This is a genomic window from Bacillus canaveralius (assembly GCF_002860125.1).
Taxonomy (GTDB): domain Bacteria; phylum Bacillota; class Bacilli; order Bacillales; family Cytobacillaceae; genus Bacillus_BJ; species Bacillus_BJ canaveralius.
Map to the genome: position 1 here is coordinate 1 of NZ_PGVA01000019.1, position 21881 is coordinate 21881.

Consider the following 21881-nt stretch of genomic DNA (forward strand, 5'->3'; position numbering starts at 1 on the left):
TGACACTTACTCGGGTTGGACTTTCACCAACTAGCAATTAACGGCTTGCTGGGCACGCACAAATGAAAGAGCACCTGAAAATCAGGTGCCCTCCTAAATTAAACTTCCTTATTCTTTTTTCTGCCCATTTTCCGAATTGCCTCATATACAATCGGAACAATGAGCAGCGTAAGAAATGTTGAGCTTGTTAAACCGCCGATAACGGTTACCCCCAAGCCCTTTGAGATCAGTCCGCTTCCTTCCATTCCGACTGCAAGAGGAAGAAGAGCTCCAATCGTTGCGATCGCCGTCATTAAAATTGGGCGGAGACGGGTTGTACCGGCCTCAAGAATCGCATCCCTTGTTGTTAATCCTTCATTCTCTTTATGGATAACACGGTCGATTAACACGATCGCATTGGTCACAACAATTCCGATCAGCATTAATGCGCCAATCATCGCGGAAACACTTATTGTTTCGCCGCTGACCAACAAACCGAGAAGCGCACCGATAATCGTGAATGGCAGCGAGAATAGAATCGCAAATGGTGCGAGACCCCCGCCAAAGGTAATAACCAGAACTAAATACACGATTGCAATTGCGGCGAGCATTGCCAGTCCGAGCTGCGAGAATGTTTCGTTGATATCTTCGGTAACGCCGCCCATATTTATTTCTGCGTTGGCAGGAAGCTCAAGCTTGTCGACCTTGCTCTGGACATCTGCAGACGCCTGCGCTACGTCATCCGTTCCCAGTTCAGCACTAACCTGGACATAGATTCGGCCGTCCCTCCTTGTCACTGTATCCGACGTGTTTCCTTCTTGAATTTCGACTACTTCACTAACCGCAACATCTGTTCCAAGCGGGGACTGTACCGTCTTGCCTGTTAACTCTTCAACAGTGCTGAGGCTGTCCTCTTCCTCATGGACGTATACATTCAGCTCTTTGCCATCACTTTCAACCTTTGTCAAAACCGGCTGTTCCTGATTCTGGCTCAATGCCATTCCTACCTGGGCGGCCGTCAGACCGAGCTTGCTCAGCTTTTCTTGGTTAACGACCAATGTATACTCTTCATATGTTTCTGAAATACTTGAATCAATATTTTTCAAATCTTTATTTTCAGCCATAATATCCTGGATATCGGCGACAACAGGTTCGATGTCCTCGAGGCTTTCACCATATACAAATAAGACGATTTCATTGCTTCCGGCACTTGCTGAAAAGTTTTGTGAAGCCCATTCTCCTGCATTGTCCCTATCTTGCAGTTTCGCAATAACGGCTTCTTTTTCCGCTTCAAAATTCTCGGTATCATTGTTGTATTCCACAAAGAACATGGCGCTGCTCGTGTCGCCGGGGTTCATTGGGTTTTCGCCACCGAGGGAAAACTGAACTGTCTTAACCCCGTCTCTGTCCTGGAAAAATTCCTCTGCTTCCAATGTGAGCTTTTCAACTTCTTCAAAAGTTTCACCCGGGGCAGGATTGTATGTGGTAATGATCATTTTTTGTTCTTCCTCTGGAAGGAAGCTGACGCCAATGACCGGCACGAGGAACAAGCTTCCGACCAGCATCAATACCGCGATGCCAGACGTGATCCATTTATGATTCAAGGCCCATTCAAGAATTCTCCGGTAAGTGCCGGCAAGCCTCCCCGGTTTTTCCGCATGCTGGTGGGCTTTTTCATTGATGCCTTTTTTAAATAACGAGTGGGCCATCATCGGCACAATTGTAACGGCGACAAGCAAGGATGCCAGCAAAGCGAAGACAATCGTCAACGCAAATGGCATAAACAATTCGCCAACCATTCCGTTTACTAACGCCAACGGAAAGAAGACAGCGATTGTGACGATCGTGGACGACATGATCGGCATGAACATTTCTTTTGTCGCGTCCCTGACCAATTCTTTCCCTTTCAGCTTTTCACCTTTTAAAGACATCCTGCGGTATATGTTTTCAATTACAACGATTGAATCATCGACAACGCGGCCGATCGCAACAGTCATCGCACCAAGCGTCATCATATTAAGGGTGATATCGAGCTGGTTTAATAATAGAATTGCAATCAATAATGACAACGGAATCGAGATAACAGAGATAAGCGTCGATTTGATATCCCTTAAAAACAACAGGATAATCAAGATTGCAAAGGCTGCACCTGTTATCGCCTTGCTAAGCATCGTTTGTACAGAATCCTCAATTGGAGTAGCCTGGTCAAACGTTGTGACAATCTCAAGACCGTCAATGTCTTCTTCAAATTCTTTGATCGCTTCTTTTACATTGTTAGCGACTGTTACGGTATTCGCGTCGCTTGCCTTGACAATCTGCAGGCCGATCGCTTCTTTGCCGTTTGTTCTGGAGATTGATTCTGCTTCCCCAACTACATTAATCTCAGCAATTTCCCCAAGCTTTATAGTTGGAAGTTCAAGCGCTTGCTGTGCACCTGGTTGCATCTGTTGTGTATTGCTTGGCTGGGCATCCATTCCACGGCCAGCTCCGCTGCCAGACTGTGCGGGTGACTGCTGTCCGGCTCCAGTGCCAGGCTGCATTCCCGTTCCATCGCCAGGTTGTCCCGGCGCCTGGCCGGATTCGCCGCCTTGCGGCATTCCTGCTCCGTTACCGGCTGGAATGAGCGGGATCTCGATTGCTTTTAAATCTTCAATTGTCGTAATATTCCCATCTACTACAACCGATTTCTGTGAATCTTCAAAGTTATAAAGTCCTAATGGAAAAGTAACATTTGAGCCTTGGATAACGCTTTGTACGGTTTGCTGATCGAGTCCGTACTCAGCCATTTTTTCCTCATTAAAATCGAGCTGGACCTCTTCTACTTGCTGACCTGATACTTGGACCATTGAAACACCGTCAAGACCTTGCAACGCAGGAACAATTTCGTCCTCAATCGTTGTTGTCAGTTCAGTTAATGTTTGCTTTTCATTTGCAGCACTAATCGCCACTATCGGAAATGCATTAAAGTTAATTCTCATAACCTCGGGATCATTTACCCCATCAGGCAATGAAAGGCTTGCAAGAACATCTTTCACTTCCTGTTCAGCCTCATCCATATCCTTTTCAAATTGATATTCCACCTGCACAGAGGAGGCATTTTGAAAGGAGGTCGAGCTAACCACGTTTACTCCATTTAAGTTTTGAATCGCCTTCTCAATCGGTTCTGATACATGATCCGCCACATCTTCAGGAGTTGCACCTGGATAAACAGTCGTGATACTGACCATCGGCATTGTGATATTCGGGATCGTTTCAAGCTTCATATTAAGCCCCGAATAAAGTCCGGCCACTGTGATGATAATGGTTAACAGCCAGACGGCAAACTTATTTTTCAACGAAAAATTAATAATCTTGTTCATTGTTTCCTCCCCATTTTACACTCTCTCTTGACCGACCGGTCATAATCATTAATAATATATATGACCAGTCAGTCACAAGTCAATAAAAAATTCCCTTCAAAAAAGCTGGTGCACAATAACCATACCTTTACAGCACTCCCGTTAACATGTTCTTCAGCTTTATTTTTAAGTACGACTTAAGACTGAAAAATTTAATTCAATCGATCCTTATTTGCAGCGGTTACTATAAAGGTTTGGGTTTGGTGAAGCCACATATAGCAAAAATGAGATTATTCATTGAAGTGTAACTTTATATTCCGGGAATAAACGGTCATAATTTAAATAGACGAAGATTTGAAGCGGGTGAGATGGATGAAAGAAAAAAAAGTACTCATTATTGAATCAGCCATAAAGCTATTTGCCTCTAAAGGATTTGATGCTACCTCCATCCAGGAGATTGCCAATGAATGCGGAATTTCCAAAGGAGCCTTCTATCTCTATTTCAAATCAAAAGAAGCTTTGCTTTTGGCTATTTTTGAATATTATTACGAAAGAATTCAAACACGGATCCAGCAAATTGAGGCAGAAAACCTGCCGCCGCGCGAAAAGTTTCTTGCGCAGGTGATCACCAATTATGACGAAATCATCCAGCATAAAGAGTTCATCATCATGCAGGCAAGAGAGCAGGCTATTCCCTTCAATGATTCCATTGCCGAATTCATCCAAAAAATGAGGCTTGAAGCGAGCAAGTTCTTTAAAGAGTCTTTGCTTGCAATTTATGGGGAAAGAGCAGCCCCTCATGTATGGGATTTAACTGTCATGCTAAAAAGCATTTTTCATTCCTATTTTGAAATTATTGTGTTTGATAAAGCGGAGATCGATTTAAATGCGCTGGCGCAATATATAATAAACAGAGCTGACAATCTTGTTGAAGGGCTCGCTCAATCCGGGGAAATGCCAATCCTGCCTCCGACACTCGTCGAAGAAAAGCTTATGGGTGATACTTTTATTGGCAAAAAGCTAAATAAATCCGAACTTATTAGAAAGATCAGCGAAACGAAGCAGAAGCTGGATAAATCAGAAGATCTATATATCACGCTTGATGTGCTCGAATCAGAAATACGGTCTGATTCCCCAAGAATGCCTGTTATTAAAGGCATGCTTGCCAATCTTAAAAATGAAAACGGAACAAAAGAACTCGAGGATTTGATTAATAAGTTCTTTCAATTTAAATAATCACTGAAAAAACCATGCCAAATTAGCATGGTTTTTATGTATGATTCATTGGTTTTATAGATTTATCTTAAAAATTCGTGTGGGGAATTCATTTGATAGTCATTACAATGACTCAAATTAAAATTCCTATCATAATATATAATGTTGTTCCGGCTTACTAGATTGATATATTTCCCATTTTACCCTGATTTACTGGAAAACTCCATTTTCAAGCGGGGTCTTTCAATCCAAAATCGCTATTTATAATTATTATAAAAAAGTATTGATTTTTTATTGAAAAGTGTTATCATTCTAGTTAGCAATATAAAAATCTTTAAGAGGTGATTTGATGAGTAATAATAAAAAGCTTACGACTAGCTGGGGTGCGCCAGTTGGCGACAATCAAAACTCCATGACAGCCGGTTCCCGTGGACCAACGTTGATTCAAGATGTTCATCTCTTGGAAAAACTGGCACACTTCAACAGAGAACGTGTTCCTGAGCGTGTTGTCCATGCTAAAGGTGCTGGAGCCCACGGTTACCTTGAAGTAACAAACGATGTTTCAAAATATACAAAAGCTGACTTCCTGTCAGAAGTAGGCAAACGCACACCTATGTTTATTCGTTTCTCTACTGTTGCCGGTGAACTCGGTTCTGCTGATACTGTTCGTGACCCGCGTGGATTTGCAGTGAAGTTTTATACAGAAGAAGGAAACTATGATCTAGTTGGAAACAACACACCTGTTTTCTTCATTCGTGATGCAATTAAATTCCCTGACTTTATCCATACACAAAAGCGCCACCCGCAAACACACTTAAAAAACCCGAATGCAGTATGGGATTTCTGGGGATTATCACCTGAGTCTACACATCAAGTAACAATCCTGATGTCTGACCGCGGTATCCCGGCAACTTTCCGCCATATGCACGGTTTCGGCAGCCACACATTCAAATGGGTGAATGCTGAAGGACAAGGCGTTTGGGTGAAATACCACTTTAAAACTGAACAAGGTGTTAAAAACCTGGATACAGACCTTGCTGCCAAGCTTGCTGGTGAAAATCCGGATTATCATACTGAAGATCTGTTTAACGCAATTGAAAAAGGCGACTTCCCTGCTTGGAAGCTTTATGTACAAATCATGCCTTTAGAAGATGCAAATACTTATCGTTTTGATCCATTCGATGTCACAAAAGTATGGTCTCAAAAAGATTACCCTCTAATCGAAGTTGGCCGCATGGTTCTAAACCGCAACCCTGAGAACTATTTTGCAGAGGTTGAACAAGCAACATTCTCACCTGGAACATTTGTCCCTGGTATCGAAGCTTCACCGGATAAAATGCTGCAAGGCCGTTTGTTTGCTTACCATGATGCCCACCGCTACCGTGTTGGAGCGAACCACCAGGCACTGCCGATCAACCGTGCAAAAAATGAAGTGAATAACTATCAGCGTGACGGTCAAATGCGCTTCGATAACAACGGTGGCGGCTCTGTTTATTACGAGCCAAACAGCTATGCCGGACCAACAGAATCAGCTGAAGATAAGCAAACTCCATATGCGGTTTCAGGAGAAGCTGACAGCGTAGCTTATGATCACAATGATCATTACACTCAAGCCGGTGACCTGTACCGTTTGATGAGTGAAGATGAGCGCACACGTTTAGTTGCCAACATCGTTGGTGCAATGAAGCCGGTAGAAAGCGATGATATTAAGCGACGCGCAACCATGAACTTCTATAAGGCAGATGCAGAGTACGGCACACGTATTGCAGAAGGACTCGGAATCTCTTTACTTGAAGAAGTAAAATAATTACTTAGTTTTTCCATTTCTATTCTCAACTTAATTCTCATTTTCTCAATTAATAGGTATCCATTTGTTTATGAATGGATACCTATTCTTAAAATAAAAAGCAAAGAGGATGTTAATCGTGGAAGAAGATCATGTGACAGAACTAATTCCCTATTTAAAAGAACGCGGTTTACGCATAACACCTCAAAGAATATTACTCTTAAAAACGATACTTTCATTAAATAATCACCCCACTGTTGAGGATATTCACCGGGAACTTCCTTTTATAAGCCTGGCGACTATTTACAACAATGTGAAACTGTTTGTACATTTAAACATTTTAAAAGAACTGCCGTATGGCAATGGATTGAGCAGATTTGAACTGGCGAATACTGACCATTACCATGTAATATGCGAAGCATGCGGAATGATTGTGGACTTTAATTATCCGAAGCTAAAAGAGATTGAGGACGCAGCATCAAAATTAACGCATTACGCGATTCACTTGCATGAATTGGAAATTTACGGTCTATGCACGGCTTGCCAGAAATCCAGGCAAGCATAATTGAAAATTATAAAGGGAAACAGTCACTAAAAGGAGGAAAAACAATGAGCCCGCAAAAAATATTGTGCCCAAAATGCCAATCAGAAATTAAATACTTGAAGCACAGTATCCTATGTCAATGTGGAATTAAGTTGAAAGGCATTAAAACAAAGTTTTGAGTATTATCAATAACTCCAGAAAAAAACTCATCGCAGTAAATTAACCATGGGGATTAACCATTTTTATGTCCTAAAAGAGTGATAAAAGTTCCAGATGCTACTTCTATATGTCTAATTTCCTGGAATCCAAATAATTTGTACAAGTTCTTTGCCGGGAATCAGATAATTTATGATTTCTGCTTCATTTTTCATGCTGGAATTTGTATATTAAGTATTCTTCTAGCTATTTCTTCATTATCAACCATCATTCCCTCTGTCCGATTGTTTTAAATAATTCCTCATCTTTCCCTGTTCCGGAAAACAGCTAATCAAAGGCGAAAATCCTTGCATCATTAAATAGAACAGCAAAGCTGAATCATGAATACAAAAACCCGGACTCCGCCTTTTCGGATCTCCTCGATAACTCTTCATATACATTATGCTCAACTACTCTGTATAGATGCCATAGCCTGTTTTAAGGTTCCAAGTATTCGAATCTCTTTAAAGTCGATGCCAAGACTTATCACAGCTTGGGCCAGTTCTGGCCGCAGCCCTGTAAAGGTGGGTCTGACCCCTACCAGCCTGAGTGCGTTTGCTACTTGAAACAACTCAGATGCTACCATCGTGTCGACGATAGGCACACCCGATAGATCAATGATTAACTCAGAGTTTCCTAACGAGGCACATCTTTGCAGGGAACTTTCCATTAAAACCTTCGCCCGGTATGTATCCAGTTCCCCAACTAAAGGAAGAATGGCAACTTCATCCGATATTGAAACAACCGGTGTCGAAATATCAAGCATCGCATCCTTTGCTAATGTCAGTCTTTTTCTATGATATTCTACAAAAGTAACACTGAACATATAAGCCGTTTGGTCCAAGATTGAGTCAATGATTTGATTAATCCGCAAAATAGAGTCAATTTTCGTAATTTCTTTATCGATATTCTCTTGAATAAAGTCCCAAATCACTTTGCGATATATTTTGTTTGTGTTTAACAATTCATCGATCTCGACTCCATATTGAACGGCTGCTTCCCCAGTGTTCCTTGCCCATTCATTTACGTCGTCCCACACGACCTTCACTTCAAATGAAATCAAAGCCTGGCCAGTATAACCAATTAATTTTGCTCTCCATTGCACGATTTGCTGATCATCCAGGTCGGTTTCCTCAAGGAACCTAATATATTTTTCATTTAAATTTTCACTAATTTTTGATGATAATGTAAGTTTTTCACCGACGATTAATTGTCCTAAATGCTTAGCTGATCGCAACTAGTTTCCTCCTTATAGTACATATTAGTAGACGATGGGATTGCAAAGCTTATGGTCATCCAACCTCTATCAAATCTATTGTACAGCAAATCATAATATTTGAATAAATTTCATAAAGAATTCTTTAACTGAAAAACGAACGGTTATTTAACATTAAGATAATCTTATTCGCTTCCTACGGTATACTCCTGTTTATTTAGACAACGTCATTCGTTTTTCGGTTTAGCTTATTACATTGTGAAATTTACTCATTTAAAAAATTTATTCTAGACAATGCAATCATTATTCAAAGAAACTTGTAAATAGAAATAATGATCTTATCGATACTTTTTCTTTTTCTCTTTTTAAAAGCGTAAAACTAATTGCTGGAGACTTTCTGGCATATTGGAGACTTAAATATACTCGATAAACCAGCATTTAAATTTTTCTAAATTTTGAAAATTTATTACGATTTTTCTTTTTTCTTATAAGGATTTCTGTTAAAGTTATTCTAATAGGATCATTTTTTTGAGGTCCATAATTGCCGGAAAGGGGATGTATAAAATGAATTTATCAACGATTAATAGACTGCTTCAGGAGCTCCAGAAAACTCCCTTCATTGAATCGAATGTTTCCCACAGGATTACAAATGACTCTGAACAAGTGGTTTCCTTAACATATTGTAGTGAAATGGAGCGTTTTAAGTTACATGACATTCAGGAAAACAAAATTCACCAATTTGCCGACCTTGAAGATACAGCTGCTTACTTAAACCGATTTATTAATCAATAAGCATGGAAGCTGCTGATTCAAGTGATTCCGGATTGGAATAACGGCCAGCTTCATTCTAATCCTGAAATGATCTAAAAAAAGTAAATGAGCCCGCTAATACCTAAGCAAATCATTCCAATGAGACCCGCGTATATGCCCACTTTAGTTCTTACCTTTCTTTGCTCCGTTGTTTCTGAATAATAATTCGCTCTTTGCTGTTGCCCGTCAATCCATGCCCCAATACAAATTCCTGAAATCATAATTCCAACTATCCCAACGATAAGAAAAAGTTTCATCATCCCTGCATTCGCCCTCTCTAAGGCTTAATTAATATTTCCAGTCTTCATTGTTGAATATATTTAACCCGATCAGGTTTGCTGTCACTGGCTCTTTGCCTATTTCTCGTGCCCATACTGACATCTGACCGATATGGTGACTCTCATGAACGGCAAGATGGAGAAGTATTTCAATATATATATACGCTACATTCTCCCCTTTCTTGTTGACAGCGTTTAGAATTTGAGCGCCGCTTCCTCGAGTATAATTGTTCAAAAATGAAGTAAAACGTGTTTGTGTTTCCCGGGAAAACCTGATAATCGATTCCAAATTATCAAAGTCAGTGAAGTTGTATTTAATAGACTCAGTATCTACCAGGCCAGATAACCACCTTTGTTCCACATCCACAATATGAAACAAAGTTTGCATAAACCCTTTATAGCCTCCGTTTCTCTCTTTAAAAAGTTCTTCCTCCTGAATTTGCTGGCACCATGCAAACCACTTCTCTCTAATTCTCCAATTATACTCAAACAACGCCCTGATAGTTTTCGGCTCCATCACAATCCTCCTGAAAAAGTTAATCGCACAGAAACAATAATAGCCAGTAAAAATCATTCAGTTCACATTGAGACTTTTATGCTGTGACAACATATACGAGGATTTCTTTGCCCCATTTGTGCATTTTCTTTTCTTTTTTCATGCCGATTCGTTCAGCAACACGAATAGAAGGAATATTATTGATACCGATTAAAGAAATGAGTTTTCGAAGCCTCAATTGGTCAAATCCATATGTTTTACAAGCTGAGGCTGCTTCTGTAGCATATCCATTTCCCCAATGGCGCCGGGCAAACAAATAGCCAATTTCCATCTCAATTGTCCCGTCTATGTCCTGGGGAACAATTCCACACTGTCCGAGAAACTCCCCTGTTTCTTTATGTTCTACTATCCAGAGACCTGTTCCATGAATCGAATAATTGCTTAATGTCCATTCGATCCACTCCATCGTTGCCTTTTCGTCTTTTATAGAAGGATAAAATTTCATCGCTTCCGGGTCCGCAAAGATTTCCATTAGGTTTTGAACATCTTCTTTATTCATTTTCCGCAAGCTCAATCTTTCTGTACTCAAGATCATAAGGTTCCTCTTCCTCAACTTAGGAATTTTTTGGAATATTCATATTTTAATGATAACTAAAAATTTCTGTTTCTACAAGCGCACTCCAGATAAAAAGTATTAAGACTGATTGAAAAATATTTTTCCTTGTTGACATATTTGTATATACAGGATAAAATGAAAACGCAACCAAATACTTGTATATACAGGATTCGTATTTTTGTAAACGCACACATTATCCTGTACATATAAGGGTATGAAAATATAAAAGAAAGAATTGGAGTGATTCCAATTCAACAGGGGGAAGAAAAATGAGTAAGTTCACAGATCCTGCAAAGGATTTATTGGAATACATTGGCGGTAAAGAAAACGTTGCAGCCGTTACCCATTGTGCGACGAGAATGCGCTTTGTATTAAATGATCCAGCTAAAGCTGATGTAAGTCAGATTGAGTCTATAAAGCTTGTAAAAGGAACTTTTACACAAGCAGGACAATTCCAGGTCATTATCGGCAATGAAGTTCCATCCTTCTACAATGAATTTACTAAACTAGCAGATATTGATGGTACTTCAAAAGATGAGGCAAAGGTTGTTGCCAAGAAAAATATGAGCTTTATCCAAAGAATGATTGCCCATCTTGCTGATATTTTTACTCCGTTAATTCCCGCTCTTGTCGTCGGTGGTTTAATCCTCGGCTTCAGGAACGTTATCGGAGACATTAAATTGCTTGAAGATGGTACAAAATCAATTGTTGAAGTATCCCAGTTCTGGGCTGGCGTGCATGCTTTTTTATGGCTGATTGGTGAAGCGGTATTCCACTTCCTTCCTGTCGGAATCACATGGTCGATTACAAAGAAAATGGGTACATCGCAAATACTCGGTATTGTCCTTGGTATCACACTCGTATCTCCACAGTTGCTTAATGCTTATGGAGTTCCCGGTGCTGACACAATACCAACATGGAATTTTGGCTTTGCCGAAATTGAAATGATTGGTTATCAGGCTCAGGTCATTCCAGCGATTCTTGCCGGATTTTTGCTAGCCCTTTTAGAACGCAAGCTTCGTGACTTTGTTCCAAATTCAATATCAATGATCGTTGTACCATTCTTTGCACTTATTCCAACTGTCTTAATTGCTCATACTGTCCTCGGTCCAATCGGCTGGACAATGGGTAGTTTCATCTCAGATGTGGTGTATTCAAGCTTAACATCTGCATTTGGCTGGTTGTTTGCCGCAATCTTTGGCTTTGCTTATGCACCGCTTGTTATTACAGGATTGCATCATATGACAAATGCGATTGACCTTCAATTAATGAGCGAATTTGGCGGAACAAACCTGTGGCCAATGATAGCCTTATCAAATATTGCTCAAGGTTCAGCTGTTCTAGCGATGATTTATATTAACAGAAAAAATGAAGAAGAAAAACAAGTGTCGATTCCGGCTGCGATTTCATGTTACCTCGGCGTAACAGAACCAGCGATGTTCGGGATCAATCTAAAATACGGCTTCCCATTCCTTGCAGCGATGATTGGATCTCTGTTCGCAGGTGTCGTATCAGTAGGCAGCAACGTTATGGCTAACTCAATCGGTGTTGGCGGTCTTCCGGGAATCTTATCTATCCAAGCTGGACACTGGCTCATGTTTGCAGTAGCCATGTTAGTAGCAATTGTTGTTCCTATCATCTTGACAATTGTTTTTGCTAATACAAGAATGAATAAATTTTCTTTTAATAGAAAGTAAGTGGACCGAAAAGGGAGGGAGAAGAAGTTTCTCCCTCGCTTTACTTTTCAGGTGAAATGTCATATTAAAAAAAGAATATGGTATGATTACTGATGGGGATTTTGTGAAGCTGACGTTGTGTGGAACTTTTAAAAAACAGCAATCCTCCTAGCAAGTTCATCTTCAAATAATCCCGATTTACAAGAAATATTTATTTAATAAACTGATTGGGGATCCTTTATGACTAACAAGTATCTAACAATCTATAGCAGCATTGTCGAACAAATTAAAAACGGGGAGATTCCGGCTAATACCCTTCTCCCCTCTGAACATGAATTAAAAGATCAATATGATACATCAAGGGAAACGATTAGAAAAGCATTGAACCTGCTTTCACAGAACGGGTATATTCAAAAAGTCCGTGGAAAAGGGTCGATTGTGATTGACATCAACAAGTTTGATTTCCCCGTTTCCGGTCTGATCAGCTTTAAAGAACTGGCAGATAAAATGGAGAACAAACCAAGAACGATTGTCCATGAACTTGCCTTAATCAAGCCTGACAACTATATTAAGCAACAACTCCATTTATCAAGCAAAGACCAGGTCTGGAAGATTGTCAGAACTAGGGAAATGGGCGGCGAGAAAATTATTTTGGATAAAGATTATATATCTAAAAAACACGTTCCTTCTTTGACAGAGGATATTTGCGCCGACTCGATTTACGATTATCTAGAAAATGAATTGAACTTAACGATCAGTTTCGCCAAAAAAGAAATCGTCGTTGTCGAACCTACCATTGAAGACCGAAAACTGTTGGACCTCGACGGATATCATAATGTTGTTGTCATTAAAAACTTTGTGTATTTGGATGACGCGAGCCTTTTTCAATATACAGAATCAAGGCACCGGCCGGACAAATTCCGATTTGTTGACTTTGCAAGAAGAACACATTTATGAAAAAATGGTGACCTCAATAAAATATTGTGGTCACCATTGTAATAATTATAACGCTGCCGCAAGCTGTTTCTCTTCTGTCTTTGGTCGAACTGCGTCTCTTCCTACTGAATAATACTCAACATTGTATTTTTCCACTTCTTCAAGTGCATAACAATTGCGTCCGTCAAAAATGACTGGTTCTTCATGGAACAGACTTGTCAGAATTAATGCTTTTTGGACAACTTCTTTCCAGTCAGTCAAAATAAACACGATATCTGAATGTTTAATCGCATCCTCGATTGTTTCTGTGTAGACTACGCCTTCTGGCAGCACCTTTTTAGCATTTTCTATCGCAATCGGGTCGTACCCAATCACCTCTGCACTTTCATTCATTAATTTTTCCGCTAAAGCTATTGACGCTGCTTCCCGAATATCGTCAGTTTCTGGCTTAAAGCTCAGCCCAAGAAAAGCGACCCGCTTCCCTGCAAGAGAGCCAAATCTCTCTTTTGCTTTTTCGTATAAAAGGTATTTTTGAGAATCATTGATTTGAATCACTGATTTCAATAAATGAAAGTCATGGTCTGATTCCTCTGATATTTTTACAAGCGCGTGAGTATCCTTCGGAAAACACGATCCCCCATATCCGATGCCAGCCTGAAGAAATTTAGCTCCGATTCTGTCATCCTTGCCAATCCCTTCAGCGACCTCTTCAATATTTGCCCCTACTTTTTCTGATAGATTGGCAATTTCATTAATAAACGAGATTTTAGTCGCAAGAAAAGCATTTGCAGCATATTTAATCATTTCCGCGCTAGAAATGCTTGTTTTCAATACAGGGATCTGCAATGGCTGATACAAGGCTTCTAACGTATCAGCTGTTGCTTCATTATCCGAACCGATCACAATTCGATCACCATGAAATGTGTCCGATACAGCTGATCCCTCTCTTAAAAACTCAGGGTTTGAAGCAAAATTTACTGTGATATTAGCGCGCAGATGTTTTAAGACCAGTTCCTTTATTTTATAATTCGTCCCTATTGGCACAGTGCTTTTTGTGACAAGAATAGTATTTCGGTTGATATGGGACGCAATATCTTTTGCTGCCTGAAAAATATAAGTTAAATCAGCGGAACCGTCTACGTTTTGCGGTGTTCCTACAGCTATGTAAACGACTTCGGCATCAGCGAGTCCTTCACTATGGGACATTGTAAAATGAAGCCGTCCATTTTCAATGTTGGTCTTCATTAATTCTTCTAAGCCGGGTTCATAAATGGGAGATTCTGCTTTTTTCAGCATTTCTATTTTATGCGGATTGATGTCAATGCAAGTTACATCATGGCCAATCTCAGATAAGCAAACACCTGTAACCAAGCCTACATACCCTGTTCCCAAGATTGATACTTTCATATTAGTTTCCCTCCTATAGACGATTAATGGACGAGCTTTTCGTTGCCAACAAGTTCATTCAAATATGTTTTCACCTGTTGATTAAGGTCCTCTCTTTCAAGAGAAAAATCAATGGTCGCTTTAACAAAACCAAATTTATCCCCAACATCGTATCGCTTGCCATCGAAGTCATAAGCAAGTACATTTTCGTTTTCATTTAGCTTTTGAATTGCATCTGTCAGCTGAATCTCTCCACCGGAACCCGGTGGCAGTGTTTCGAGAATCGTAAAGATTTCTGGTGTTAAGATATACCGTCCCATGATCGCGTAATTAGAAGGTGCGATTTCAATGCGCGGCTTTTCGACAACGGATGCCAGTGGGATGATTCCATCATCAGGATTTTTATTTCCTAACGGAGCGATAATACCGTACTTGGAAACATCCTTTGGGTCGACTTCTTGCACGCCGATAACCGAATTCTGGTGTTTATCAAAAACATCGATCAGCTGCTGAAGGCATGGTGTTTCACAACGGACAATATCGTCCCCCAATAAAACCGCAAACGGTTCATTACCTATAAAGCTTGCCGCACAATGAATAGCATGCCCCAACCCTTTTGGCTCTTTTTGGCGAATATAATGGATATTGGCCAGGTTTGAAATACTTTGGATTTCAGAAAGCTTGTCATACTTCTCTTTTTTATAGAGTGTCTCTTCCAACTCATAAGCTTTATCGAAATGATCTTCGATGGCCCGTTTACCGCGACCGCTAATAATCAGAATATCTTCGATACCTGAGTTGATTGCTTCCTCCACAATATACTGAATTGTTGGCTTATCAACGATCGGAAGCATTTCTTTTGGCTGGGCCTTTGTCGCCGGTAAAAATCTTGTACCCAACCCTGCAGCTGGAATAATCGCTTTACGAACCTTCATAGAAACAACTCCTCCTTCTAAAATAAGCTTTTAAGAATGATTTGAAAGGCCTATATTTTCAATCAAGCCGGATCAATTGTTCATTTTATCCTCTTGTTCCCCATGAAGTGGAACGTAAAGTCAGCAATGCCCAGAAACGGAGCGGGCATAACAGGATTAAAAACAAGATGCCATAAACTGGTGCAAGCAGGAAGGTTAATGGCCTTTTGTATGCATAAAACACGTTCCTTGCATAGGCGGATATCGTTACATACGCCAGATAGTAAATCAGCATAATCCAACCCATCGTTGCTGAAGTAATATAAACGGCCATCATTAATGACACTCCGAAAGCGAGCCATAAGAACATTTCAAGCATGACCCAGACAAAAACATTTGGCTTTTTGAAACCGATTTTCAATGCTACTAAGCTTTCTCTAAAGAAAGATTTATTCCAGCGCGACTGTTGTTTCAGCAGCGTATATAGGGATGTCGGCGCATCCGTGATGCAGCGAGCTGTTGATTGATAGATGGTTTTCCCTTCGCGAATGGCATAGTTTGTTAAGCACCGGTCATCGCCAAGCTGCACCTGTTGGCCCAAAAACGTTTGTGTACCATAATGTTCCAAGTTTGACATGATAATATTACGTTTATATGCACTAAGAGGACCGCTGCAGACCAAAACATTTCCTGTCACAGAATGTGCTGCCCGCTCAACACGGAACGCATTGTCATATCTCATATCGATCAGTCTTGTTAATAGATTATCGGTCCTGTTCCGGATATTTACATGTCCGGTTGTGGCCGCAACCTCTGAATCATTGAAAGGCTTTAACAATTCGCGAACCGCGTTGGAAAAAACGGTACAATCCGAGTCAACCGTAACAAAAACGTCACCAGTCGCTCGTTCAAACGCCCAGATTTGCGCATGTCTCTTTCCTTTATTTTGCGGCAGACGATGGACAATCAATTCAGGCAGCCTCGCAGGATCGATGCCTTCGATTGCTGTCATATTTGCATGAAGGGTCTCTTTAAGTTTAAGAGAAGCCTCATAAGCTGATATATCTTTGCTTCCATCATCGATCACAAAGATTTCGTGAATCGGGTAATCCTGCTTTAAAATACTTTTGATCGTACCAAGAACCGCCTCAGGCTCTTCATTATAAGAAGGGATTACAACCGACACCTTTAAGTCGGGAGGGTCGAGGTCGAAAGTTTTGTATTTAAATGACAGAATCATTTTTCCTAACAAATAAGCAATCATCACTGAACCGTAAAGGCCAATCGTTAAATTTAATTGATCTGATGCAGTCCAGTTCACATAGAAAAGCGCAGCTACAGTGAAAATGAAAAGCGTGATGACAAACGTTTTCTCCTTCAATGAGAATTTTTTATCTGTTGTAATCTGCTGGATTTCGGCTGCTGATAAATCTTGTACAACCTTTGACATTGTAACTCTCCTCTCGCTATTAAATTTTCAATCTCCCCTGCTCTCGGCAGGCAACTTCAAAACTAGATTAATAACGACAGCGTTTTTTAGCAATCCGACGTTTTTCACCGTTAAGAAAACCCTTCTTTTTAACCACGGTGTATTAATACTGTTGATCTTACCTGATTGGAAGCGGAAACATTTTGTTATTTAACTTAGCTATTATTTTTGTAACATAACTTTAATGTTTAAAATTGTATTTCCTATATATTCCTATATCCCTGTTTGTAAGGTTTGCTTTATTAAGGTGAAGTGGTGCATAATAATTTTTACATTTCATTTACATTTTCTCATTTTGACATTTTTAAAAAAGTTATAAAAAATTTTTTCTTTTGAAATTCTCTACTCAGATCGGTAAAAACGATATAAATCGCCTCAAAAATAAACGATATTGATTAGATAATGTAATAAACTGGAACTGTTTATAGGAATAATTCCTTATAAAGCTCCTATTCTTTTTATAAAACATTAAGCTTTTAATGATAGATAATAGGATTCTTATGAAATTATCCTCATATAAGAATACATATACGAGTACTGACGAATTTGCTTACTTAAAAGTAACGTGTTATTACAAATACTATAAGAATGTTTACTAAGGAGTTCTGGTATCATGATAGAATTGCAAAACGTTTCAAAAGTATATGGGAATGGAGATGACCAGTTCTGGGCCTTGAAGGATGTTTGCCTTTCGATTAATAAGGGGGAGTTTGTCGCGGTCATCGGTAAATCAGGCAGCGGGAAGTCAACTTTATTACATGTACTATCGGGTATCGATACTCCTACAGAAGGAACTATTAGCATTGCAGGAAAAACGATTTCGAGCTTTCCTGAAAAATGGCTGACGAAGTGGCGAAGCCGGGAAACGGGGATTGTCTTTCAATCTTTCTTCCTGCTTCAGACTCTTACACTCTTTGAAAATGTCATGCTTCCAATGGAGTTTTCCCGCTCCCTGAGCCGAAAAAAAAGAAAAGAACGGGCACTGAAGCTTCTCGAAAGTGTTGGGCTTTTACAAAAAGCTTACCTTTTTCCTGATTCTGTATCAGGCGGAGAAAAGCAAAGATGTGCAATAGCCAGGGCTTTAGCCAATGACCCTCCTCTAATCGTCGCTGATGAGCCGACTGGAAACCTGGATTCTGAGAATGCTGAGCATATCTTCTCCCTTTTTAAAAATCTATCAGAACAAGGCAAAACAATTGTGATGGTCACCCACGATCATGATTTCTCCCATAGGGTATCCCGCTCCTTTATTGTAAAGGATGGATATGTTTCCGAAGATCATATCGTTGACAAAAAAGTTGGTCAGGCATGAATGCTGTTTACATGCGGAAAGCCTGGAGAGATATAAGAAACAGCAGAGCCCGTATTTTCTTCATTATTATTTCTATATCAATCTGCTTAAGTACAGTAGCGACTCTCCTTAATACGAAAGAGCTGTTCAGCAGGACAGTGGCCGATACAGACAGACAGCAGGATTCCGTCATATCTTTGTACACAAACGTATTTCAACAAGAACTTCCCGATTTAACAAAGATAGATGGAATTAACGATGCTGAAGCACGCTTTAAGTCAAGGGTCCGCCTTGAAATCAACGGATCTCTAAGGAATTTTGAGTTAATAGCTTTACCAGGAAACAATCATACACCCGGGATTTTTTTAGAGAAAACGACGATGGACTTTTATGATCTAGAAAAAGGGGATATCGTTCCGGTCAAATTGCCGGAAAACAAGGAAGCGAATCTGCCAGTGGCAGGAGAAATGACCGATTATACTTTTATTCCAACCAAGTTCAGCGGGTTTGGACGCGCTTTTTTATCCCCTGCGTCTCTGGAGACACTGGATTTGTCTTCTGACAAAAACGTCATTCAAATTACTGTTAAATCAGGGGATGATCAACAAAACGACTCAGCCATTATTGAAAATATTAAGAAACTATTAAACTCGCAAGGCATTACCGTATATCGCAGTGAATTTACGAAACAGTCATTACTGCTTAGAGAACAGATGACGGACACGGTATTCAGTCTGTTGATCATCCTCGGGGTACTGGCACTGATCTTGGGAATCATCCTAGTGGTTCACTTTTTCTATCGCCTGACAACGGAGAAGATCCATGACATGAGCATTTTAAAGGTCCTGGGTGCAGAGAGAAAGCATTTGTGGAATGAATACATTGTTACCTTAGGATTTATGGGGTCAAGCATTTTTTTATTGACGATCCTATCCAGTGCTGGATTCTCCTATTATTTTTCGGAATATCTTATTAAATCCCTAAACATCGGAGAATTTGAATTTTATTATTCAACGGATATCCTGGTTCTTATCGTTGTTCTCGCGTTTTTAATTCCATTTGTATCCGCTTTTGTACCAATATACATCGTTCTTAGAATTCCAATTATCCAAGGATTACTATATGGCAGCAAAGAATTTCGCAAAAAAGGGGGAAGAAAAGCTACGGGTTTTCGCTTCTTCTGTCTATCGGTACGGAACGCTGTCAGTAGAAAGGTTCAGCTTTTGACTAATATTCTGATCCTTGCTTTCGGAGGGGCTATTATCATCTCCTGCATGGCCCTGAATAATTCGATGGTAAGCACACTCAAAGAAATCCAGAGCTTTTGGCAGCATGATTCGGAATGGAGTATAAGAACAAATTTAAGCAGCGAGCAGGTTACTGAGCTGGTCAATCAAACAGATGGAGTCCTTCAAGCTGAAAGTTGGACAGGCAGAAATTCAGAAGCAATTCTCCCTAATAAAACTACGGCAAGCAGCACTCTTTTGCTTGCGGTTCCAAGAGAGAGCAATATGCTAACCCCGGCAGTAACGAAAGGATTATGGCTAAGTAGCTTGCCCAAAAACCATATTGTTGTGAACAAGGACTTTCAAACAATGGCAGGAAACATTCAACCCGGTAGCCGGATTTCATTAAAGATAGGAAATCAAGTCAAAAATTGGACAGTTGGCGGTATCGTGCAGAGCCATTTAAATGGTCCTGCTATTTATATCGGCGCCGGCGATTATCATGATTGGATAAGTGAACAGCAGCCTAACAAGGTGATGGTAAAAATGAATTCCCATGGAAACTCCAAAACGATCAGCAATATTGAACAGCAGTTTAGTGATCATCACATTGCCATTGAATCGTTTGATACCGTTAATCACATGAACAAAAGACCACATGAGATTATTTCGCTTGTCGTCTATTCACTTTTATTTACGGGAATTCTTTTCACGGCGGTTGGAATAATGAATTTAATTACGGTTATGAGTGGAAATGTTCTTGAAAGAAAACAAGAGATCGGGATCATTCGTGCTATCGGGGGTTCCGACTTGAAAATCTTCCAACTGTTTATAGGTGAAGGACTTTTCATTGCTATCATCTCCTGGTTCATTTCCGTTGCACTATCCTATCCGATCCAAAAAATCTTAAATAAAAGTATTGGAGAATCGCTGATTCATTCCCAGCTGCAATCGCAATTTTCGCCGTGGGGGGTTGGCTTATGGCTTGCACTCTCTTTATGTCTGGGTGTGATAGCCAGTGTCGTTCCAGCACAAAAAGCGGCACGACTGCCAGTCAAAGAACTTATTACCGAGAAACTTGGAGGGGGACAATGAAAAAGATACTGTTTTTACCTCTATTTAAAATGGAATCTGGACATCATAAGGTTTCATCAGCACTGATCGATTCCTTTACGGAGGAATATCCGTCAATACAATGCAAAAAGGTCGATCTTCTAAGTTTTATGAGCCCAGCGCTTGAAAAAGGAATTTCTCACCTCTATCTGAACTGGATTAAAAAAGCGCCTGCTTTTTACAGCAGATTTTACAAAGGCTTCTTTAGCCAAAATTCAAAACTTATTCAGAGAGTTTATGAATCGTTCTGTTTAGAAAAGATGGAGGAGCTTTTGTTGAGGGAAGAGCCGGATCTGATTGTGTGCACGCACAGCTTTTCGTCCTTTCTAGTAGGCAAGCTCAAGAAATACGGAGTCATCTCAACACCTGTAATCAATATTTATACTGATTTTTTTATAAATAGCTTGTGGGATTTAAATGAAACGGACTGGCACCTCGTCCCTTCACGCCATATAAAAACTAAATTTGAGGAATCGGGGATACCATCAGAAAAAATTAAAATTACGGGAATCCTCGTCAATAACGAGATTAAATCGAGGAGTAAGAGAAAAGCATTTAATGAGCAGCTTTGTATTTTGATCGCTGGGGGAAATCTTGGGTTATTAAACATGTCAAAGTTTGACTCGTATTCTGCTGAGTACAGGGTTTTATGCGGAACAAACTTACCCCTTTATAGAAGCCTAAAAATGCAAAAAAACCCTGACGTTACACCCTATTCTTACATTACAAACAGTGCAAAAATGAATGAATTATATGATTGGGCAGACGTGATCGTCACTAAGCCAGGCGGTGTAACAATCAGCGAAGCGTTGCGAAAACGGCTTCCTATTTTTCTGCACAGTGTACTGCCCGGGCAGGAGGAAAAAAACGTCGAATATTTAAAAGCAAATGACCTGGTTTTTCTTTTTGATACTAATCTGCCAATGGAAGAGCAAATTTTTACCTTCCTGCAAAATCAGCCTGCCGTGTTTAAAAAACATAAAGCTACACAAGCGTATTTAAGCGAGCTGGAATTAAGCACAACTGCTGAAGTTTGCCATTTTATCGAAAAAACGATCTTGAATGAAGACAAACCGGGACACATTACGTATATAGATACCGTATTTTATCAGCTCTATGGTAATATTGAGAACTAATTTTTAAAGATATGGAAGAATATAAAAACCGTTCCAATCCCAAACACGACAATGTAAAGCCATGAGTAAACAAATTGGACGATTGAAATGAAATTGTGCATGTATTATCAACTCTCTGTTGGATTTTATTTGCCTTGTAGATGTTAACTACTGAACCGACGTCTTCTTTCTTTTATCGGTATGAAACCATCATAATTGTAATTGTTTTTTAGTTGGTCGTTACTTATACCCTAAATATTTT

General features: G+C 39.9%; 17 protein-coding genes. 9 read left to right on the top strand and 8 right to left on the bottom strand.

Annotation, left to right across the window (positions count from 1 at the left end; genetic code table 11):
* Nucleotides 1-98 precede the first annotated feature (98 nt).
* Nucleotides 99-3338, bottom strand: coding sequence for an efflux RND transporter permease subunit (locus CU635_RS08795; protein WP_101576993.1), 3240 nt, complete (start codon nt 3336-3338; stop codon nt 99-101).
* Nucleotides 3339-3689: 351 nt separating this feature from the next.
* Between CU635_RS08795 and CU635_RS08800 the strand changes: the two genes are divergently transcribed.
* From CU635_RS08800 to CU635_RS08810, 3 genes are all read left to right on the top strand, one after another.
* Nucleotides 3690-4553, top strand: a complete 864-nt coding sequence (locus CU635_RS08800) for a TetR/AcrR family transcriptional regulator (RefSeq protein ID WP_101576995.1) — start codon at nt 3690-3692, stop codon at nt 4551-4553.
* A gap of 328 nt (nt 4554-4881) precedes the next feature.
* Entirely contained in the window at nt 4882-6339 is a 1458-nt protein-coding gene (gene katA / locus CU635_RS08805) for a catalase KatA (RefSeq protein WP_101576997.1), read from the top strand.
* Nucleotides 6340-6448: 109 nt separating this feature from the next.
* Nucleotides 6449-6883, top strand: a complete 435-nt coding sequence (locus CU635_RS08810; RefSeq protein ID WP_101576999.1) for a Fur family transcriptional regulator — start codon at nt 6449-6451, stop codon at nt 6881-6883.
* A 580-nt stretch (nt 6884-7463) separates the two neighbouring features.
* On the opposite strand, the gene CU635_RS08815 is transcribed toward CU635_RS08810, so the two are convergent.
* The gene (locus tag CU635_RS08815) at nt 7464-8294 is read right to left on the bottom strand and encodes an STAS domain-containing protein (RefSeq protein ID WP_101577000.1); all 831 of its coding nucleotides are present in this window, start codon (nt 8292-8294) and stop codon (nt 7464-7466) included.
* Nucleotides 8295-8837: 543 nt separating this feature from the next.
* On the opposite strand from CU635_RS08815, the gene CU635_RS08820 reads away from it, so the two are divergent.
* Nucleotides 8838-9065, top strand: coding sequence for a hypothetical protein (locus tag CU635_RS08820; RefSeq protein ID WP_101577001.1), 228 nt, complete (start codon nt 8838-8840; stop codon nt 9063-9065).
* A 71-nt stretch (nt 9066-9136) separates the two neighbouring features.
* On the opposite strand, the gene CU635_RS08825 is transcribed toward CU635_RS08820, so the two are convergent.
* The 3 genes from CU635_RS08825 to CU635_RS08835 all read right to left on the bottom strand — a co-directional run bounded on the left by CU635_RS08825 (nt 9137) and on the right by CU635_RS08835 (nt 10452).
* Nucleotides 9137-9343: a DUF5316 family protein gene (locus CU635_RS08825; RefSeq protein ID WP_101577002.1), complete on the bottom strand. Its 207-nt coding sequence runs from the start codon at nt 9341-9343 to the stop codon at nt 9137-9139.
* Between the two features lie 28 nt (nt 9344-9371).
* Nucleotides 9372-9878 carry a DinB family protein gene (locus CU635_RS08830; RefSeq protein WP_180956469.1) on the bottom strand — a complete coding sequence of 169 codons (507 nt, stop codon included), beginning with the start codon at nt 9876-9878 and terminating at the stop codon, nt 9372-9374.
* Between the two features lie 76 nt (nt 9879-9954).
* A complete protein-coding gene (locus CU635_RS08835; protein ID WP_101577004.1) occupies nt 9955-10452 on the bottom strand; it encodes a GNAT family N-acetyltransferase in 498 nt (165 codons plus the stop codon).
* Between the two features lie 290 nt (nt 10453-10742).
* Between CU635_RS08835 and treP the strand changes: the two genes are divergently transcribed.
* Both treP and treR read left to right on the top strand, forming a co-directional pair.
* Complete coding sequence (treP, locus tag CU635_RS08840) at nt 10743-12170, top strand: PTS system trehalose-specific EIIBC component (RefSeq protein ID WP_101577005.1); 1428 nt, start codon at nt 10743-10745, stop codon at nt 12168-12170.
* A 219-nt stretch (nt 12171-12389) separates the two neighbouring features.
* Nucleotides 12390-13106, top strand: coding sequence for a trehalose operon repressor (treR, locus tag CU635_RS08845; protein WP_101577006.1), 717 nt, complete (start codon nt 12390-12392; stop codon nt 13104-13106).
* A gap of 45 nt (nt 13107-13151) precedes the next feature.
* Here the strand turns inward: treR and CU635_RS08850 are convergent, their stop codons facing one another.
* The 3 genes from CU635_RS08850 to CU635_RS08860 all read right to left on the bottom strand — a co-directional run bounded on the left by CU635_RS08850 (nt 13152) and on the right by CU635_RS08860 (nt 16835).
* Entirely contained in the window at nt 13152-14492 is a 1341-nt protein-coding gene (locus CU635_RS08850; protein ID WP_101577007.1) for a UDP-glucose dehydrogenase family protein, read from the bottom strand.
* Between the two features lie 23 nt (nt 14493-14515).
* Nucleotides 14516-15406, bottom strand: coding sequence for a UTP--glucose-1-phosphate uridylyltransferase GalU (gene galU / locus CU635_RS08855; RefSeq protein WP_101577008.1), 891 nt, complete (start codon nt 15404-15406; stop codon nt 14516-14518).
* 85 nt (nt 15407-15491) lie between these two features.
* Nucleotides 15492-16835, bottom strand: coding sequence for a glycosyltransferase family 2 protein (locus CU635_RS08860; protein ID WP_101577009.1), 1344 nt, complete (start codon nt 16833-16835; stop codon nt 15492-15494).
* A 652-nt stretch (nt 16836-17487) separates the two neighbouring features.
* Here CU635_RS08860 and CU635_RS08865 point away from each other — a divergent pair.
* Genes CU635_RS08865 through CU635_RS08875 form a run of 3 tightly spaced genes read left to right on the top strand, consistent with a single transcriptional unit; the run spans nt 17488 to nt 21640 of the window.
* The gene (locus CU635_RS08865) at nt 17488-18186 is read left to right on the top strand and encodes an ABC transporter ATP-binding protein (RefSeq protein ID WP_101577010.1); all 699 of its coding nucleotides are present in this window, start codon (nt 17488-17490) and stop codon (nt 18184-18186) included.
* Nucleotides 18183-20486: an ABC transporter permease gene (locus tag CU635_RS08870; protein ID WP_101577011.1), complete on the top strand. Its 2304-nt coding sequence runs from the start codon at nt 18183-18185 to the stop codon at nt 20484-20486. The genes CU635_RS08865 and CU635_RS08870 overlap by 4 nt, the downstream gene beginning before the upstream one ends.
* Complete coding sequence (locus CU635_RS08875; RefSeq protein WP_180956470.1) at nt 20483-21640, top strand: MGDG synthase family glycosyltransferase; 1158 nt, start codon at nt 20483-20485, stop codon at nt 21638-21640. Before CU635_RS08870 ends, CU635_RS08875 begins: the two co-directional genes overlap by 4 nt.
* Nucleotides 21641-21881: the final 241 nt, after the last annotated feature.

Coding starts and splice junctions, on each gene's coding strand:
- CU635_RS08795 (WP_101576993.1), bottom strand. CDS start 3,338: ATGAACAAGATTATTAATTTTTCGTTGAAAAATAAGTTTGCCGTCTGG.
- CU635_RS08800 (WP_101576995.1), top strand. CDS start 3,690: ATGAAAGAAAAAAAAGTACTCATTATTGAATCAGCCATAAAGCTATTT.
- katA (WP_101576997.1), top strand. CDS start 4,882: ATGAGTAATAATAAAAAGCTTACGACTAGCTGGGGTGCGCCAGTTGGC.
- CU635_RS08810 (WP_101576999.1), top strand. CDS start 6,449: ATGTTAATCGTGGAAGAAGATCATGTGACAGAACTAATTCCCTATTTA.
- CU635_RS08820 (WP_101577001.1), top strand. CDS start 8,838: ATGAATTTATCAACGATTAATAGACTGCTTCAGGAGCTCCAGAAAACT.
- CU635_RS08825 (WP_101577002.1), bottom strand. CDS start 9,343: ATGATGAAACTTTTTCTTATCGTTGGGATAGTTGGAATTATGATTTCA.
- CU635_RS08830 (WP_180956469.1), bottom strand. CDS start 9,878: ATGGAGCCGAAAACTATCAGGGCGTTGTTTGAGTATAATTGGAGAATT.
- CU635_RS08835 (WP_101577004.1), bottom strand. CDS start 10,452: ATGATCTTGAGTACAGAAAGATTGAGCTTGCGGAAAATGAATAAAGAA.
- treP (WP_101577005.1), top strand. CDS start 10,743: ATGAGTAAGTTCACAGATCCTGCAAAGGATTTATTGGAATACATTGGC.
- treR (WP_101577006.1), top strand. CDS start 12,390: ATGACTAACAAGTATCTAACAATCTATAGCAGCATTGTCGAACAAATT.
- CU635_RS08850 (WP_101577007.1), bottom strand. CDS start 14,492: ATGAAAGTATCAATCTTGGGAACAGGGTATGTAGGCTTGGTTACAGGT.
- galU (WP_101577008.1), bottom strand. CDS start 15,406: ATGAAGGTTCGTAAAGCGATTATTCCAGCTGCAGGGTTGGGTACAAGA.
- CU635_RS08860 (WP_101577009.1), bottom strand. CDS start 16,835: ATGTCAAAGGTTGTACAAGATTTATCAGCAGCCGAAATCCAGCAGATT.
- CU635_RS08865 (WP_101577010.1), top strand. CDS start 17,488: ATGATAGAATTGCAAAACGTTTCAAAAGTATATGGGAATGGAGATGAC.
- CU635_RS08870 (WP_101577011.1), top strand. CDS start 18,183: ATGAATGCTGTTTACATGCGGAAAGCCTGGAGAGATATAAGAAACAGC.
- CU635_RS08875 (WP_180956470.1), top strand. CDS start 20,483: ATGAAAAAGATACTGTTTTTACCTCTATTTAAAATGGAATCTGGACAT.